13 protein-coding genes and 1 tRNA gene are annotated in these 16,730 nt (G+C 61.5%); 8 read left to right on the top strand and 6 right to left on the bottom strand.

Annotated features, from left to right (window positions below):
* The first annotated feature begins 23 nt into the window (after positions 1-23).
* The gene (locus tag A6A03_RS04395; RefSeq protein WP_066783928.1) at positions 24-1,280 is read left to right on the top strand and encodes a sensor histidine kinase; all 1,257 of its coding nucleotides are present in this window, start codon (positions 24-26) and stop codon (positions 1,278-1,280) included.
* Positions 1,281-2,058: 778 nt separating this feature from the next.
* Here A6A03_RS04395 and mvk read toward each other — a convergent pair.
* Both mvk and pheT read right to left on the bottom strand, forming a co-directional pair.
* On the bottom strand, positions 2,059-2,994 hold the full coding sequence (gene mvk, locus A6A03_RS04390; RefSeq protein ID WP_066783924.1) for a mevalonate kinase: 936 nt from the start codon (positions 2,992-2,994) through the stop codon (positions 2,059-2,061).
* 3 nt (positions 2,995-2,997) lie between these two features.
* Positions 2,998-5,580 carry a phenylalanine--tRNA ligase subunit beta gene (pheT, locus tag A6A03_RS04385; protein WP_066783921.1) on the bottom strand — a complete coding sequence of 861 codons (2,583 nt, stop codon included), beginning with the start codon at positions 5,578-5,580 and terminating at the stop codon, positions 2,998-3,000.
* Between the two features lie 168 nt (positions 5,581-5,748).
* Between pheT and A6A03_RS04380 the strand changes: the two genes are divergently transcribed.
* Complete coding sequence (locus A6A03_RS04380; protein ID WP_066783918.1) at positions 5,749-6,456, top strand: hypothetical protein; 708 nt, start codon at positions 5,749-5,751, stop codon at positions 6,454-6,456.
* 34 nt (positions 6,457-6,490) lie between these two features.
* Here A6A03_RS04380 and A6A03_RS04375 read toward each other — a convergent pair whose 3' ends face one another.
* The gene (locus A6A03_RS04375) at positions 6,491-6,985 is read right to left on the bottom strand and encodes a hypothetical protein (RefSeq protein ID WP_066783914.1); all 495 of its coding nucleotides are present in this window, start codon (positions 6,983-6,985) and stop codon (positions 6,491-6,493) included.
* Positions 6,873-7,364 carry a hypothetical protein gene (locus A6A03_RS04370; protein ID WP_066783912.1) on the bottom strand — a complete coding sequence of 164 codons (492 nt, stop codon included), beginning with the start codon at positions 7,362-7,364 and terminating at the stop codon, positions 6,873-6,875. Before A6A03_RS04370 ends, A6A03_RS04375 begins: the two co-directional genes overlap by 113 nt.
* Positions 7,365-7,747: 383 nt before the next feature.
* Between A6A03_RS04370 and mraZ the strand changes: the two genes are divergently transcribed.
* The 6 genes from mraZ to A6A03_RS04340 all read left to right on the top strand — a co-directional run bounded on the left by mraZ (position 7,748) and on the right by A6A03_RS04340 (position 13,798).
* Entirely contained in the window at positions 7,748-8,203 is a 456-nt protein-coding gene (mraZ, locus tag A6A03_RS04365; RefSeq protein WP_066783910.1) for a division/cell wall cluster transcriptional repressor MraZ, read from the top strand.
* Between the two features lie 46 nt (positions 8,204-8,249).
* Positions 8,250-8,441, top strand: a complete 192-nt coding sequence (locus A6A03_RS04360) for a hypothetical protein (RefSeq protein ID WP_066783909.1) — start codon at positions 8,250-8,252, stop codon at positions 8,439-8,441.
* 61 nt (positions 8,442-8,502) lie between these two features.
* On the top strand, positions 8,503-9,837 hold the full coding sequence (locus A6A03_RS04355) for a CHAT domain-containing protein (RefSeq protein WP_066784646.1): 1,335 nt from the start codon (positions 8,503-8,505) through the stop codon (positions 9,835-9,837).
* A gap of 64 nt (positions 9,838-9,901) precedes the next feature.
* A complete protein-coding gene (locus A6A03_RS04350; RefSeq protein WP_066783906.1) occupies positions 9,902-11,821 on the top strand; it encodes an N-acetylmuramoyl-L-alanine amidase in 1,920 nt (639 codons plus the stop codon).
* Positions 11,822-11,855: 34 nt separating this feature from the next.
* Positions 11,856-12,956 carry a cell division protein FtsZ gene (locus A6A03_RS04345; protein ID WP_066783902.1) on the top strand — a complete coding sequence of 367 codons (1,101 nt, stop codon included), beginning with the start codon at positions 11,856-11,858 and terminating at the stop codon, positions 12,954-12,956.
* Positions 12,953-13,798 carry a gasdermin gene (locus tag A6A03_RS04340; RefSeq protein ID WP_066783899.1) on the top strand — a complete coding sequence of 282 codons (846 nt, stop codon included), beginning with the start codon at positions 12,953-12,955 and terminating at the stop codon, positions 13,796-13,798. The genes A6A03_RS04345 and A6A03_RS04340 overlap by 4 nt, the downstream gene beginning before the upstream one ends.
* 231 nt (positions 13,799-14,029) lie before the next feature.
* On the opposite strand, the gene A6A03_RS04335 is transcribed toward A6A03_RS04340, so the two are convergent.
* Positions 14,030-15,262: a cysteine desulfurase-like protein gene (locus A6A03_RS04335; RefSeq protein ID WP_066783897.1), complete on the bottom strand. Its 1,233-nt coding sequence runs from the start codon at positions 15,260-15,262 to the stop codon at positions 14,030-14,032.
* Between the two features lie 1,267 nt (positions 15,263-16,529).
* Positions 16,530-16,604: transfer RNA gene (locus tag A6A03_RS04330), tRNA-Met, on the bottom strand.
* Positions 16,605-16,730: the final 126 nt, after the last annotated feature.

Raw genomic sequence — 16,730 nt, 5'->3', positions numbered from 1 at the left:
ACGCAGCGGGGAAGGAACCGACTGTGGGGGGGTGCAATCAACGTGAAGTGGGTGAGCGACCGGCAGCCCAGCTCATCCCAGACATTGCTCAGCTCAAATCGTGTCTGCGGATGGGAGTAGCGGGCGGATATACGCCGGCGGCGCTTATCCAACTGGCGCAGACGTTGAGTTATGCAACGCTCGCAGAGGGTGGGTCAGTGCTCGTTGCTGGCTCAGCCGGCGGTCATTGGGCCGATCTGGCTCTGCAGGACGTGGCGTTGCCGATTCAACGCAGTAATGTGGTGCTCCAAGGTGCGGGAGTGGCGCTGGTTGGGGTTGGGCCGCGCTATGGCTATGCATTGGTCGCTATTCCGATGGAGTCGTTGGAACGCGAAGCTGATCTGCAATTGCATGATGCTCATTGGAGCTGTGCGCCTGAAGATCTGTTGGCCCTAAGCGAGCGGCTCGAAGATTCCATCCCGATGCTGCAACGCGCTGCATTGCAGCGTTTGCAGCCGCCACCGAGCCATGTGCTCTTGCAGATCGCGCATCAGGCGCTCGATTTTGCTGCTCGCCAACACGTGACGTTGGCGCTGGCTAATCGCGCGCTCACCGAACGGCTGCGCAATCACGAAGATCAGACCCGGATGATTGTGCATGATATGCGTGCGCCGCTGCATACGCTGCTGATCAGTCTCAAGGCCTTGCAGCGCCAAGGCTTTGATGCCAATGCGCGCGATGAATTGATCGAGGTGGCGCGGGAGAGCGCCAATTATCTGCTCAGCTTGACCGAAACGGTGCTCGATTCGGCCCGGCTCGAGACGAGCAGTTGGTCGTTGCAGTTGCAGCCGGCTAATCTCGTTGCGCTGATCAAGACCGTGTGTGAGCCGTTTCGTCACTTGGCCCATCCCGATCAGCCGCACGTGCGGGTGGAATTGCCGGTTGAGCTGCCGGTAGTAATGTTGGATCAACACTTGATCGAACGGGTGATTGCCAATCTGGTCTCGAATGCGGTGAAGTTTACGCCGTCAGGCGGTGAAGTGGTGGTGTCCGCTCGCCTGACCAACGATGGCCATAGCGTTGAGTTGCGGGTCAGCGATACTGGTCCGGGTATTCCGCGTGAGGCGCAAGATCGGATCTTCGATCGCTTCTATCAAGCCCGCGAGAATGATCGTCGCCGGGGTACCGGTTTGGGTCTCTATTTCTGCCGGCTCGCGGTTGAGGCGCACGGCGGCAGTATTATGCTTGAGAGCGAAGTGGGGCGCGGCAGCACGTTCATTGTGCAATTGCCGGTGGGGTAGGCGGGGCGCACATTGCGCCACAGGATGGAGTGCGGCAGTTTCACTGCCGCATTGAATATCACTCTCGCCTTTACCTTAAGGGCGGACAGCACGTGTAATTGCGGACAACTGTTGATCGCTGTGCGATGCGTCAACGCTTAGCTCTCCGCTTCCCTCTCCCGCGCCAGTTCCGGACAGATGTTCTGTCCGCCCTTGAACCCGCGCCAGTGGGAGAGGGGCCGGGGGTGAGGGCCAGCAGCCCGCGCAGCGGGCTTCGTAACCCTAGCCCGGCCCTTAAGGGCCGGGTTCCGGACAGATGTTCTGTCCGCCCTTGAACCCGCGCCAGTGGGAGAGGGGCCGGGGGTGAGGGCCAGCAGCCCGCGCAGCGGGCTTCGTAACCCTAGCCCGGCCCTTAAGGGCCGGGTTCCGGACAGATGTTCTGTCCGCCCTTGAACCCGCGCCAGTAGGAGAGGAGCCGGGGGTGAGGGCGAAACAACCCATTCCAAAGCCATCAACGACATCTACGCTCATGTGTTCTGTCCACCCTTTATCACCTTTACCGGTGGGGTAGGCGTGACAAACATTGCGCAAACGTTGGCGTGCGGCAGTGAAACTGCCGCATTGCATATCACTCTCACTCTTGTCAGTGGGTTCGGCTTCACAAACGTTGCGCCACGTTATGGAGTGCGGCAGTGAAACTGCCGCATTGCATATCACTCTCACTCTTGTCAGTGGGTTCGGCTTCACAAGCGTTGCACCACAGTATGGCGTGCGGCAGCCCCACTGCCACACGCTGCTATTATCCCGTCGCCGCAATCGTCGTTACGAGTGCGTTAGCTGCACCCGCGGCGCGCAACGCGCCAGCGATCGTCGCCGCTTGTGCCGGCGTGGTCAACGCCAACATCACGCCACCCCAGCCGGCGCCGGCTAGCTTTGCCCCTAATGCACCGGCAGCGTGCGCTGCCGCAACCAGCCGGTCAAGTTCCGGCGACGAGACGCCGATCTCGCGCAACAGTTCGTGATTGGCGCTGAGGAGCGGCCCTAACCGCACTGCATCACCCGTCGCCAGCGCGGCGCGCGCTTGCTCGACCAACGCGCCTACCTGATCGAACAACGCTTCGTAGCGGGCCGGATCGGCCTGCCACCGCTCGCGCACCGCGCCGACCGGTAAGCGGGTCGGGCTGCGCACGCCGCTGTCGCCAACCACCAGCGTCAGCGGCGCACCGATGGGCAACGGCTCGATCAACGGCGGGAGTGATGGCCGGCGCTGAAACCAGATTGGCTGCTCGAACGCCACCACGGTGTTGTCAATCCCGCTCGGTGTGCCGTGATAGCCGCGTTCGCTCTCGTACACGAGTTCGGAAATGGCTGCCGGCGGCAGGGTTTGGCCGCTGTACGCCAGCAACGCGCGCACAATTGCCGTGGCGATGGCCGCCCCGCTGCCCATGCCGCTCGCGATCGGGATCGCCGAGCGGATGGTAATTTCAATATCAGGCGGGACGCCAAACCGATCGATGACTGCCATCACCAATCCGCTCAGCGGTTCATCGGGCCGCTCGGTAATTCGCCATTGCCCCCCCAGATCGGGCGCGCTGATCAGCGGGCCGCTCCCGCCGGGGAGCGGCGTAACGGTTGCCGTCGCCCGAATGTCGGCCAGCGGCAACGCAATCGCTGGCCGCCCATAGACGACGGCATGTTCGCCGCAGAGAATGAGTTTGGCCGGCGCGGTTGCCATGGCTCAACTGCGAATCGTTGCCCCGAGCTCGCGTTCGAGGTTGCCAATGATCTTCTTGCGAATCTTGGCTAACGTCTCGTCGAGCAGGGTGCGGTCAGGCGCGCGGAAGACAAGGTGATAGGTCAGGCTGCGTTTGCCTTCCCCCACTTGCGGCCCGCTGTAGCGATCAAACAGGGTCAGGCGCTCTAAATACTCGCCGGCGCTGCGCTGGATGACGGCCCGGATCTGCGCTTCGCTGATCGTTTCATCGGCCACAATCGACAGATCTTGCACGCTGGCTGGGAAGCGTGAGATAGGCCGGTAGACCGCTTGCCCAGCGTGGCCGAACAGCGTCTCGAGATCGATCTCGGCCAGCAACACGCGCGGCGCTGCCACTTCGAGCCGCGCGCGCACCTGCGGATGGACTTCGCCGAGCACGCCAACCAGTTGTTGATCGACTGGCCGCCCCCGGCTATCGCGCTTGCGCACCAGCATCAACGCCGCCGAGCGACCGGGGTGGAAGCGTTCGTCATCGGTCAACGGCACAAAGCTGAGTTGCTCGGCCAGCCCTAACCGTTCGCCGAGCAGCTCGACGATCCCCTTCAGATCGTAGAAATCGAGCCACTCGCGGTCGGTGCTGAGCCAGCTTTCCGGCTGGCGCGGGCCGGCCATTGCAATCGCCAGCCGGCGCGGTTCGTCGGGCAGCCAGCGATCATCTTTGCCGGGTTCGGCTTGCGGTAAGTAGACTCGCCCAATCTCAAACACCAGCGAACGCTCGCGCTCGCGCAGGTTCATGGCCAGCGCCGCCGCGATTGAGGGCAACAACGAACGGCGCAGATAGACGTGTTCCGGCGTGCTAGGATTGCTCAGCTTGAGGTACCGCTCGGCGACAGCCTCAGAGGGTTGCACCTGCGCGACCAGCGCCATATCGATCAGCGAATAGGTGATCAGTTCAGTCAAGCCGGCGCCGGCCATCAGATCGCGCACCTGCTCTTCGAGTTCGATCGCCTTGAGCGTCACCGGCGGCGGCAATTCATCGGCCAGCCGGGTGGACGGAATCTGATCGTAGCCGTAGACGCGGGCAATCTCTTCGCACAGATCAGCGGCCATCGTCACATCTTGGCGGAACGACGGCACCTTCACGTGTATCACCGGCTCGGCGGCCAGCATGGCAAAATCGCCGACCGTTGCGCTGCCGCTGATTGTGCATTCAAACCCTAGCCGGCTCAGAATGCCGGCGATGGTGTGGGCATCGAGATGAACGCCGAGCAAGCGGCGCACTTCCGAGGGTGTCAGATCGATCGTCACCGGCTGCCACGGGCGCGAATAGACATCGATGAAATCGGCGGCAATCGTTGCCCCGGCGTACAGGCGCATCAGTTCCAGACAACGGCGCAATGCGATTGGCGGCAACTCGTAATCAACCCCGCGCTCAAAGCGGCGTGACGCTTCGCTGGGCAACTTGAGGCCGCGCGCCGTGCGCCGGATCTGCACCGGCTCCCAGATAGCCGCTTCGAGCAACACGTTGGTCGTGGTCGCGCTCACCTCAGAGCTAGCTCCACCCATCACGCCAGCCACTGCCAGCGGCCCGGTGGCGTCACACACCATCAGCGGCGGGTGGGTCAAGCCGCTATCGGGGCCGGGAGTTAGATCGCGATCCCGATCATCGAGCGTTTTCAGCCGTTCGCCGGGTTGGGCCAAGCGCACGATCAGATGGCGATCGGCTACGCGATCGGCGTCAAAAGCGTGGGTTGGCTGGCCCCACTCGATCATCACGTAGTTGGAAATATCGACGATATTGTTGATCGGGCGCATGCCGGCGTTAATCAAGCGGCGTTGCATCCAGAACGGCGACGGCCCGATCTGTACGCCCTCGGCTAGCCCGACCATAAAGCGTGGGCAGAGATCGGGTTCGTGGACGGTGACATTAGCCCGCCCGCTGATCGACGGGCCGGTAGCGACGACCTGCGGATCGGGCAAGGTCAGCGGCGCGCCGGTCAGCGCGGCGACTTCGCGGGCCACGCCAACGATCGAGAGACAACGGGCGAAGTTGGGGGTCAGGTCAATTTCCAGCACAATCTCGCCCAGATAGTCGCGCAGCGGCATCCCCACCGGCGCATCGTCAGGCAAGATCAAAATCCCCTCGTGATCCTCGCTCAGACCCAGCTCTTTCTCCGAACAGAGCATAGCATCGCTCATCACGCCGCGCACTGGCCGGCCTTTCAGCTTGGTAATCACCCAGCCCTCGGCGTGGCCATCGTACAACTGTGCGCCTTCGCGGGCAAACACCGCTTTCAATGGATGGGTCAAGCGGCCCTGATCGCGATAGGGAAAGAGATTAGGTGCGCCGGTGACCACCGTATGGGGCTGGGCCGCGCCATAATCAACCTCGGCCAGCACCAGCCGGTCGGCGTTCGGATGCGACCGCACCTCTAGCACGTTGGCAACGACAATCAATTCGGGATCCCACGGCAGCGGCGCGCCCTCAACCCCGATCCGGTGGATCTGAGCGACCTCCATGCCGCCGAAGGTCAAGCGCCGGGCCAATTCTTCGACCGGCAGATCGACCGCAACAAATTCACGCAACCATGACAGCGGAACTCTCATAGGCTCCTCGGCATAGCAATCTGGCTGGTGCGATTGTAGCCAGCGCCTTGCAGACTGTCAAATGACGGGGATGGCGCGGGTGATCGCCTGCGCTGGCAACCGCTTTCTTAGTCTGCCAACCGGCATGCTACAATAGCCATGGGTTCGCGCCGATGCAGTAGGATAACCATGACCCAATCTGATTCAAATGAAACGCCTGTAGCCCCGCCGCCAGCGTCGCCAGCGCCGCGCCCGCGCAGTTGTGTGAGCCGGATCATCGGCCTGATTGGCTGGTTATTGACCGTGATCATTGCGGCTGGAGTAGCGTTAGTCGCAGCCGGAGGCATCTTGTTTCTGTTGGGAGTTGATCTGACCACGCCGCAGCAGATCCGGCAAGCGAGCGTTGAGGTACAGCGGTTGCAGGCAGCGGCCACGGCGCAAGCCGATACGGTGGCCCAACTGCAAACGGCGCAGGCGCAAGCGAGCATCGAGCTGGGCAATGCGCGCGAGCGGATCGATGATCTCGAAGCGCAGGCGGGGCGATTGGCAGCAGCGGCGACTGCCCAAGCCGGGCAAGCTGCAACGGCGGTAGTGTTAGGTCAGGCTTTACAAACGGCGGTCGCTGAAGCAGTAGACCTGCAAGATCAGTTGCGCGAGGGGCAGGTTGTGGTGGCGGTCGTGGCAACTATTCAGGCCGAGCAAAATGTGCGGATCCGCGAGATCGAACAGCGTAGCGAGCGATTAATCCGATTTCTTGACCGGCTAAGCGACATTGCCGCCGATACGGTGGATGATGTTGGCGTGCCTACGCCAACCGCAACACCCACTGCAACGCCGTCGCCGCAGACAGCAACGCCAACTGCGACGCCCGTGCCTCCTGTCACGCCAACGCCATAGCAAATGGGTTGCGCTGCGTGATCACAAACAAGGCCTAATCACGTCCGATCGCCGCTTCGGTGAGCAAGCGCACCATTTGTTCGATCGAACGACGAGCGCGGGCGAGTGCAAGCGTCATATCGGCCAGCACGGCCTCGGCCAGCGTAAAATTCGCGAGATAACTCTGCCGTAACGTCTCAAAGAGGTCTTGCGCCTCTTCGAGGCTCTGGGCGGCTCGATCCAACGCCTGTTCGCTATCGTCACGTTGGCGAGCCGCCGTCATCGGCCAGCGTCCATGAATTTCAGCGCCGCGCACGACGGCCAAGTAGCGCCGCATACGTTCAGTGCAAGTCAAGGCATCGTACACGGCACGTTCGGCAGTCACGATCAACACTCGCGCAAGGTGAACATTGCGCCCCAGTTCAGCGCGCACCTCTTCAAGCGTACTCCGGGCCTGTTGGATGTGCTGAACCGCCTCGTCCGCAACGCGGATCAGCTCCACCCTCTCGGTCTCCAATTCGGTTGGCCAGCGGCGTGGTATCGTTGGCATAATCAACAGCGCTCCTTCGTGTTCGGCGCAAGTAATCTTCGGCTTCGCGGCGGCGCAGCGCATTTGCGCCGAGTTGCCAGAGAATGATGGGAATGCCCGCAGCCACAAAGCTACGCCAGACCAAATCTTCATAATTGCGCCAATCGAGGTTGCGTAAACGGCGCGCAGCTAATGCGACCGGCGCAAGGGAAAGAACGACCCCGCCAGCAACCTCTGCCCATAAATGATCAGGCAAGACGGTCGGATAACGGCGCTGGAGCAGTTCGAGCGTAGCAGCGTAGGCAGTTGATAGCCCCATCACCTGCAATGGCAATTGCACTGCCAGATGATCAGCCTCGGTCACCGTGTTGAACGTTGCGTCGTGATTCACTGCTTGCATTGCGGGGTTCCTTTCGGGTTCCTTTCAGGGAATACTATACCACTAATAAACCGTTTTGTCTAGCCTTTCGGGTGCTTGTTAGGTTCTTGTTGGTGTTGCTAGTTGGGTGAGAGCCGTTCCTCCTGTTCAGTTTGTCTCGTCATAACGCCATTTCTACTAGCGACAACGAGCAGGCGATTGCAGGCAAAAAGTCATTGGTACTAGGTTCAGCTTTATAATACTACAGACTGTAGTAATGTCAAGGCCTCGCTGAGAACTTCCCGCGAAAAACTCTAGACGGCTCGAATATTATATGCTATAGTAATTCAGGCAGGTATTTTAAGAACCCAACAAGTACCCGAAAAGGATCCTCCTACCTATCATGTTGACCCTGTGAGGAAGCAATGCTGCTCGGTACATGGCAGGTGTCGCTCGATGAACAAGGCCGCTTGGCCATTCCCGCCCCGATCCGTCCGCTGTTCAACGCTAGCGTGGTTGTGACCCGCGGTTTTGAACGCTGTCTCCAACTGTGCCCCGAACCGTTCTGGCGTGGGTTGGCCCAACGGGTGAGCAATCTGACCCTCAGCGGGGCTGATGAGCGCTGGTTGCGCCGGCTGCTGTTTGCCGATGCCAGTGCCTTGGCGCTCGATGAGCAGGCAACGATCGTCATCTCCGCGCCGCTCCGTGCTTACGCCGGTCTTGATCGCACCGCTGTTCTGGTGGGAATGGATCAGTATTTAGAAGTGTGGACGCCTGAACGCTGGCAAGAATGTGAGTCGACGATTACGGCCTCTGCCGGCCGTTGGTCGCGCCATGATTGGAATGTCGCAGTGGCGCGTAACAGCGCGTTTTCTTTATGATCATTTTTACTACATACTGTAGTAGATTACTGGAAAGGATTGCTCCATGAATAGCGCCCTGACGCTCCAACCGCGCCTCGTGCTCGATCGTCCGTCCGGCAGTGCGCTCATTGCGCGCCAGCGCTTGCGCCAAACCTTGCAGCGCGAGCGGTTGCTGGTGCGCGATCAGGCGGCTGATCAAGCATTGCTGTTCGCTCTGCTGATGACCGAGCTGCCCGCTGCATCTCGTGAAGGATGAGGCGCTCGCTGCCGGCTACGATGGTGTGTTCCTGCTGTTAGCCATACCCATCTGTATCACTATGCGACCAACCTACCAGCCCGTTCTGCTCTCGGTCGATTTTAGTTCGTATCACCGCGGCTTTTTTGTGCGCTGGGAAGCTAATGAGGTGATCGATATCACCCAGAGCCAGATGCCGATGCCGATCGCTGCCCACGATGTGCCGCTTGTGTTGCGCGCCCTTGATGTGTTGCAAGATCCGGCCTATCCGCATCCATGGACATCAGCCCAAGAAGCGGCGTTCACATTTTCTCCGGCGGAACAGGATCGGCTGCGTGAACTCGATTTCTGGGATGACGGCGATCGGGTGCCGTCCGATTTGCCGCGCCGGGTCGGTCGCCGCCTCTTTCGGGCCTTGACCCACGATAAGCGCGGCGCTGAAGCCCTCAAGATTGTGCGTAACTATGCGCTGGCAGTCGATCGGCCGTTGCTGATGGCCTGCCATTTCAATGCCCACGCGCCGGCTGATATTGCCCTCGCCGCGCTCCCGTGGGAGCTGCTGTGGGCCGATGAGCCAACCCCGCTCCTCGCCGAGCGTCGCTTGTCAGCCTCGATCGAACGCCGTCTGAAGCATACCGGCCCGCCGCCGCAACCGGCGCCGGGTAGCGGTGCGCTGCGCATTCTCGCCCTCTCGCCCCAAGCCGGGATTCCGCCCGAATTGCGCCAGCTTGAACGCAGCGCCCGCATGAGTGCGTTGCAACCGTTGCTCGAATTGGGTTTGGCCGAAATGCGTGAGTTGAGCCCGGTTTCACGCCGTGAACTCGAACGAGTGGTGCGCGAGTGGTCGCCCGATGTGATCCATTACTACGGCCACGGCCGCTACGAGCAAGGCGCCGGCGCGCTCTTGCTTGACCGCGAAAGCGGCGGGGAAGAATGGACGCCGCCGGGGGCGTTGGCCGCTGCCGCTGGCGGGGTGCGGATGGTTTTGTTGCATGCGTGCCAAGGGGCAATGGCCACCCCCGGCTCGGCCTTGCTTAGTAGTGTTGCCCCTGCCCTGAGCATTGCTGGGGTGCCGGTGGTGATTGGGATGCAGTTTACGATCCGCGCCGATGCTGCCACCCGGATCGCCAGCATTGTCTACGCCGGGTTGGCGCAGGGGCGGAGTGTGCAAGAGGCGCTGGTCGCCGCCCGGATCGCACTGTATGTCGGCGAGACTGATCAGGTGTCGTGGTTTGTGCCGGCGTTGTACGTGCGTAATCGCACCCTTGGACCCATTTACTTGCGCCCGCCGAGCGATCAGCCGCCGGCGTTGACTCTGGGCAACCGGTCTCCGGCGCGCCAACCATCACCCGTGATCCGCCGGTTGCGCATTCAAGACGAATGGTATCGCCGGCGATACGGCATCGATCCTATGTAGCGCTGTCCCTTGGTGCCGCCGCACAGAGGTGCGGCTCCATCATAACCATCGCATAGGTGTACGTATGTATCAGATCGAATGGGTTGGCATGACCCGCAATCACTTCAAACCGGGCACTCCTGATCGGATCAGGATGGTGGTGCTCCATGCCACTGCCGGTTCGTACCCCGGCGACTTTACGTGGCTCCGGCAGGGCGGTGCTCCCGGTCGTGAGGTGTCAGTCCATTATTACATCAGTAAACGTGGCCAGATTTTCCAACTGGTTGCTGATCAAGACATCGCGTGGCATGCCGGCGTGAGCCGTTGGGAGGTTGATGGCCGCACGGTGTCTGGCTGTAACGATGTGTCGGTGGGGATCGAACTCGAGAATCGCAACGATGGTCGCGATCCCTACCCGCCCGAACAGTACGCTGCTGCGCTCTGGCTGACCCGCGAGCTGGTGCAGAAGTACCAGATTCCGCCCGCCCAAGTGGTGCGCCATCTCGATATCTCCCCCGGCCGCAAGACCGATCCGGCCGGCTTCCCATGGCAACGGTTTCTAGCCGAGGTCTTCGCCGGTTTGCCTGATGCCCCTGCCTTGCCGCCGGGTGAGCGGTTGCGCCAATACATGCTTGATGCCGCATATCGCGCTGCCGGTAGCGGCCTGCCCGTCGAGTGGCCCTTTTTTAGCCACGCCCGCGCCGCCAACCTCGGTATGCCGGTCGCTTCGCTGGTCGCTCGCCCCCTCGCTCCGCGTCCGGCATCCGCGCCCAACGACCGCGAACGCGCGTTGGCTCTGCCTGACGGGACGCGCTATCTGGTCGAAGTCTATGCGCGCGATGCGCTGTTTGTTTCCGTTGGGCCCAATGACTCCCTCCGCCCCGGTGAGAGTGTCAATCGGCTCAATACCGTGCCGGCCAGCCCGCAACGGATGGCGCTGCTTGAGGCAATCTTTCGCGCTGCCGATCCGGTCAATGGCTTTCAACCCGGTTGGGCCTTCCACCAGTATTTTCTCCAGCATCCCGATGAATTGGGGATGCCGATTAGCCATAACCACCGGCTGGCGCTGGCGCCCGGACTGAATTTCGCTTGCCAGCACTTTGCCCTCGATAGCCTTTGCTCGCCGGTGGGCCAGTGGCAGGTGATCTACCGGCTCAGCGAGCTTCGCCGCGTCGCTGCTGGCCAGTTGGCGCCGTCTGGTCTCAGCCGCGAGCGTGCCACTCAATTGGCCCGGCTCTTGCTTGACGATCTCTTTGCCCTCCGCACCGGTTACCGCTACCAACCTGATGCGGCCCTGATCCAGTATGCGTTGGGGGAAGAACTTGGCGCGCCGCTGGGCCAACCTGACGTTGTAGTGATCGATGGCGTGCCGGTGGCGTTGATGCCGTTTGCGCTCGATGTGATAGCTTGTCGCCTGCCGGCCCCGGATTGGCCGCTCGATCGCCCGTTGCCGCCGGCGAGTCCTTTTGGGCGCTTGACGGCCTTGCTTGGCAGCCACCGCCAGCTTGCAACCGGCGTGGTTCGGTTATCGCGGGTTGACGGCCACCGCCTGCCACCGCCGCCGGTTACATCTGCTCCTCTGCTTGGGCCAGTCCGGCAAGGCCAGCCATTGATCGATGTGAGCCTGTTCGCTGGTGATGGTGAACTACGCCGCCGCCCGATTGATACCATTTTGCTGGTGCCAACTCCCGGCCCAACCAGCTTCCAGTTGGTCAATGCGCATGCCAATGCGCGCTGGCACTATTACGTTGATCATACCGGCGCTGTGTTTCGTCTGCGCCACGAACGCTATATTGCCCGTACTGCTCGCGGGGTTGGCTTGCCCGCCGAGCAACTCGATCAACGCGCCGTCGTGATTGCTGTCGAGGGGTCGCTCGAACATGCGCCGCCGCCATTGCGCAGCGCGGTACAGGCGCTGGTGCAGTTACTGCGCCGGCAGTTTCACATTGGCGCTGGCCGGGTGCGGGTGAGCGACTCCATCGCTGAGATTCCGGTGAGCGAGTAGGTGTGATACCAAACCATTATTCGTAGGGGGGCGTATGCAATCAGCAGATGTATCGTTTCAGCCTCGTACCCCGATTACCATCAAGCTGATCGGTTTGGGTGGCTGCGGCGGGAATTTGGTCAGTACCTTACAACTGCCGGCCGCTCAGATTGGCGTGATTGTCGCCAATACCGATCAACAAGATCTGGTTGGAAGAACTACGGTACCCACGCGCATTTTATTGGGGCCGCAGCTTACAGGTGGCAAGGGCGCTGGCGGCCATCCTCAGGTCGGTGCAGAGGCGACGCTCGAAAGCGAACCGGTGTTGGCCCAAGCGCTAGCTGGCGCCGATCTGGTGGTGATTGTCGCCGGTATGGGTGGGGGTACCGGCACCGGCGCCGCGCCAGTGGTTGCCCGTCTTGCCCGCCAACTTGGCGCACTGACCCTCGCTTTTGTCACGATGCCGTTTCAAGTCGAGAAAGGCAAACGTAGTCGCACGGCCGAACAAGGTCTTGCTTCCCTGACCGCGACTGCCGATGCGGTGGTGGTGGTCTCCAATCAGAAGATCCTCCGTTTTGTTCCTCCGCGGGAGACGCTGAGCAATGCGCTCACTTATAGCAATACGATTTTGAGCGCTGCAATCAGTGGTGTCGTCGAGCAGCTCTCCTTGCCGTCCCTGATGCAGCTCGACTTTTCCCACGTTCGCCAAACCCTCAGCAATGCCGGCCAGACGATGCTTGGCATTGGCAGCGCAACTGGTAGTGATGCCGCCCAACGCGCTGTGCAGATGGCACTCAGGTGTGATTTGTTGGAAGGGCATTTGATGAAGGCGCGGCGTCTCTTTGTATCGATCATCGGCGGTAATAATCTCGGTCTGCACGATGTGAACAATGCGATCGCGCAGATTCATCAGACGATTGATAACGAGATGGATTTAGCGATTGGCGTGGTCAGCTCACCGCACCAAGCCAACCCTGATCGCGTGCGTGTGACGCTGATCGCGAGCGAAGTTGATTCATTCCGCCGGCCGGCCGGCGCCAGCGCCAATAAATCCGCTCCGCGCCCGAAACCGCCTGTTCAATCACAGGCCCCTGCGTTGCGTAAGTATGACGATCTTCCGCCCTTTTTGAAGCTTCACCGCCGAGGTAGCGCATGATCTTGCATCTGTGCTCGAATGACCCGCTCGTCGCGCTTGTGCATGACCTGTTCAGCGCTAATCCGGTGCGTGTCCCCGATGCCCGCATTCGCCCGCTCTCAGTCGTTGTACATCGCCATGGGCGCAGTATCTTTCGCGGCTCGCTCTTGCCACTCTTAACCGACTCGAGCCCGCTCAGCGTCCAGCCATCGGTGTCACAACTGATCGACATCAGCGGTCGCCGTTCGCGGCGGGTGAGTCTTGAATTGGGGCTGGCCATTTTGAAAGGTTTTTTACGCGGCTTTGGCATCCCTACCGCCGAGTTGTCCACGACGTTGCAAGGCGCTGCCGCTATCTCCTTCTCATTTCCCACCGCGATGCGTCTTGCCTACGATGTCAATGCTCTCGGCTGCGCGCTAGCCGGTCGCGCAATTGATCGCGCCAATCCGGCGGCAGCGATTCTGTTCGAGCAGACCCCCTATGAGTTGTTGTTGATCGACTCGGTTCTCACCAGTCGCCATATCACGATCACGATTAGCGGCTCAAAAGGGCAGCGGCTGAATGTCGATATTGATGCGTTGCGCCACATGCTGGGCGATCTTGGCGCTCAGGCGAGTGTCAACCACGACTCCGATCTCGAAATTACCCTCGCTAGCCCGCACGATCTGACCTTCGCATTTTCCTGTGTGCGCCTCTTTTTCAATGATGAAGGGTATATCACCACCATGCCGCCCGATCTCGACCGGCGTGTGTTGGGGAGTGAGAGCGGCATCCGAGTGCGGTATAGCCCCGACCGTGTCATGCTCAGCGAGCAGCCGGGGCTGTTAGTGTGGGATCGTGCCGATGCAATGCTCAAAGCCTAATGCTAGGCGGCGCGGGCCGCCAGCCCGCCCCGGGCCGAGATGGCGGAGCGCGTGGAGCGCGGGCCGCTGGCCCGCCCCGGGCCGAGATGGCGGAGCGTGTGGAGCGCGAGCCGCTGGCCCGCCTCGGGCCGAGATGGCGGAGCGCGTGGAGCGCGGGCCGCTGGCCCGCCCCGGGCCGAGATGGCGGAGCGCGTGGAGCGCGGGCCGCTGGCCCGCCACATACCCATCCTGCTACCTTGTGGCCAGCTCGCGCAATACCTCAAGCAAATAATCCAATTCAGCAGCCGTGTTGTAATGCACCAGCCCTACCCGCACCATACCGCCGAGCGGCTCAACCCCCAACCGTTCGCTCAAGTTCAACGCATAATAGTTGCCATCCCAGACGAAGATACCGCGTTCAGCCAGTTGTTCAGCCACCGCTCGCGGCGACAGGTTCGCCAACCGGAACGAGACCGTCGGCGTGCGCCACCCAAACCGTTCCGGCTCGCGAATCCCATAAAACGTGAGGCCGGGAATGGTGAGCAAACCCTCGATCAACTGTACGGCCAAGCTCCGTTCGTAGTCAGCGATTCGGGTCATCGCCGTCACGAGCGCCTCGCGCCGGCTCGCAGCCGGCTGGCCTAAACTGGCCAAGTACTCAATCGCTGCCGTCACGCCGGCCAAGCCTTCGTGGTTCTGGGTGCCGGTCATCCACCGTTCGGGCGTGGTATCAGCCGCCGGGCGCACTTTGTAGGGCTGCAATCGTTGTAGATGCTCACGTTTGCCATAGATGGCCCCTACGTGCGGCCCAAAGAATTTGTAGACGCTACAGGCCAAAAAGTCGCAGTCGAGCGCCTTGACATCGATCGGGCCGTGTGGCGCATAATGCACCGCATCCACAAAGACCAGTGCGCCGGCCTGATGCGCCCATTCGATCACCTGCCGCACGTCGTTGATCGTGCCCACCGCATTTGACGCATAACCAACCGCCACCAGCTTGGTACGCGGCCCGATCTTCGCCGCCATGTCCGCCATGTCGAGCGTACAGTCCTCAATGTCAATATCGACTTCGCGAATCACGACCCCACGCTCGCTCAATGCTCGCCACGGCGCGACATTGGCATCATGATCAAGCCGTGTCACCACGATTTCATCGCCGGGTTGCAGCTCGCGCCCAATTGCCCGGCTGAGCGCAAAGGTCAGCGAGGTCATATTCTGGCCGAAAAACACCTCGTCAGGATCGCAGCCGAGCAGGTCGGCCATCGCAGCATGCGCTGCGGCAATCGTCGCATCGGTGCGTTGGCTGGTGGCGAATGCGCCGTGCGTATTGGCATTGTCACGCGCCAAATAGCCGCTGATCGCGTTGATCACCATCTGCGGCACCTGCGTACCGCCGGGGCCGTCGAAAAAGACTGCTGGCCGTCCGGCAACCTCTTGCGCTAATGCTGGGAAGAGTGGGCGAATAGTGAATGGATCGAAGGACATCGCAATCTCCGTGGCAAATCACTGTTTCAGCAAATAATACCAGATGTCAATGAATAGCCAACAGTCTAACTCTCACCGCAGCTTCCCCGTCTGTGTCTGTCATACCGTAAAGCCCCGTGCTGCACTCCCCGTTACCCCTCCCCCAGCGGGGGAGGGGCAAGGGGTGGGGGCAAATCAGCGCATCCCAACGCCAACAACCGTATTGATGCTCATCCGTTCTGTCCGCCCTTGCAGGAGCAGGGGTGGGGGGATGCGGGCAGTCAACGCTAAGCTGCGAAGGGCGCAAAGGCGCAGAGGATTCACACGCAAAGAGGCAAAGAACGCAAAGGGGTTTTGGCGCTGGTTGTCATTACGCGCCGGGCGGAGGGCGGCGAAGCCATCGCCGCAGTTTCCCCGTCTGTGTCTGTCATACCGTAAAGCCCCGTGCTGCACTCCCCATGACCCCTCCCCCAGCGGGGGAGGGGTTGGGGGTGGGGGCAAACCAGCGCATCCCAACGCCAGCAACCGTATCGATGCTCATCCGTTCTGTCCGCCCTTGCAGGAGCAGGGGCGAGGGGCAGACAGACCGTGTGATCGATTGCAACCGTGGATCGCTGTGTCATACCGTAAAGCCCCGTGCTGCACTCCCCGTTACCCCTCCCCCGCTGGGGGAGGGGCAAGGGGTGGGGGCAAATCAGCGCATCCCAACGCCAACAACCGTATTGATGCTCATCCGTTCTGTCCGCCCTTGAAGGAGCAGGGGTAGGGGGATGCGGGCGGTCAACGCTAAGCTGTGCAGGGCGGAAGACGTGACTGAGCGTAGGGCGCTTGAGCAGGAGATTGCTTCGGGCGCTGCGCGCCCTCGCAATGACATGCTGGTTGCGCAGTGCCAGTCCCGCATATCCAGCGGCTCCCTTCTTCCGCCGTCAGGTGGGAGCAGGGGTTGAGGGGCGGACAGACCATGTGATCGATTGCAACCGTGGATCGCTGTGTGATACCGTAAAGCCCCGTGCTGCACTCCCCGTTACCCCTCCCCCAGCGGGGGAGGGGCAAGGGGAGGGGGCAAACCAGCGCATCCCAACGCCAACAACCGTATCTATGCTCTTCCGTTCTGTCCGCCCTTGAAGGAGCAGGGGCGGGGGATGAGGGCGGTCAACGCTCAGCAAAGATATTTGGGATGAGGAACATCCTCCGCGCCCTCTGCGGTAAACATCATAGTACCCCGCCACTCACTCCGCCCAAAACACATCACCCCCGCTAGCTGCGCTAGCGGGGGTGATGGTGCTGGTGGTAGCGGCGGCAGGATTCGAACCTGCGACCTTCGGGTTATGAGCCCGACGAGCTGCCACTGCTCCACGCCGCGGCAGACAAATGGGGGAACTGCCTCGCGACAGCTCCCCCGCGCATCGGTCGGGTGCGTGGACCTAGGTTCCCAGCGGAGAGCCGCCAGTAGGATCGGCGCTGCGACGTTTCACGACCCGGTTCGGGA

The organism is Chloroflexus islandicus, assembly GCF_001650695.1.
Lineage (GTDB): Bacteria > Chloroflexota > Chloroflexia > Chloroflexales > Chloroflexaceae > Chloroflexus > Chloroflexus islandicus.
This window is presented reverse-complemented; position numbering and strand designations above follow the sequence as displayed.

Bases quoted from the DNA above. Each gene is read 5' to 3' on its own strand.
- A6A03_RS04340 (WP_066783899.1), top strand. From the start codon at position 12,953: ATGATCTTGCATCTGTGCTCGAATGACCCGCTCGTCGCGCTTGTGCAT.
- mvk (WP_066783924.1), bottom strand. From the start codon at position 2,994: ATGGCAACCGCGCCGGCCAAACTCATTCTCTGCGGCGAACATGCCGTC.
- A6A03_RS04360 (WP_066783909.1), top strand. From the start codon at position 8,250: ATGAATAGCGCCCTGACGCTCCAACCGCGCCTCGTGCTCGATCGTCCG.
- A6A03_RS04335 (WP_066783897.1), bottom strand. From the start codon at position 15,262: ATGTCCTTCGATCCATTCACTATTCGCCCACTCTTCCCAGCATTAGCG.
- A6A03_RS04345 (WP_066783902.1), top strand. From the start codon at position 11,856: ATGCAATCAGCAGATGTATCGTTTCAGCCTCGTACCCCGATTACCATC.
- A6A03_RS04375 (WP_066783914.1), bottom strand. From the start codon at position 6,985: ATGCCAACGATACCACGCCGCTGGCCAACCGAATTGGAGACCGAGAGG.
- A6A03_RS04350 (WP_066783906.1), top strand. From the start codon at position 9,902: ATGTATCAGATCGAATGGGTTGGCATGACCCGCAATCACTTCAAACCG.
- mraZ (WP_066783910.1), top strand. From the start codon at position 7,748: ATGCTGCTCGGTACATGGCAGGTGTCGCTCGATGAACAAGGCCGCTTG.
- A6A03_RS04370 (WP_066783912.1), bottom strand. From the start codon at position 7,364: ATGCAAGCAGTGAATCACGACGCAACGTTCAACACGGTGACCGAGGCT.
- A6A03_RS04380 (WP_066783918.1), top strand. From the start codon at position 5,749: ATGACCCAATCTGATTCAAATGAAACGCCTGTAGCCCCGCCGCCAGCG.
- pheT (WP_066783921.1), bottom strand. From the start codon at position 5,580: ATGAGAGTTCCGCTGTCATGGTTGCGTGAATTTGTTGCGGTCGATCTG.
- A6A03_RS04355 (WP_066784646.1), top strand. From the start codon at position 8,503: ATGCGACCAACCTACCAGCCCGTTCTGCTCTCGGTCGATTTTAGTTCG.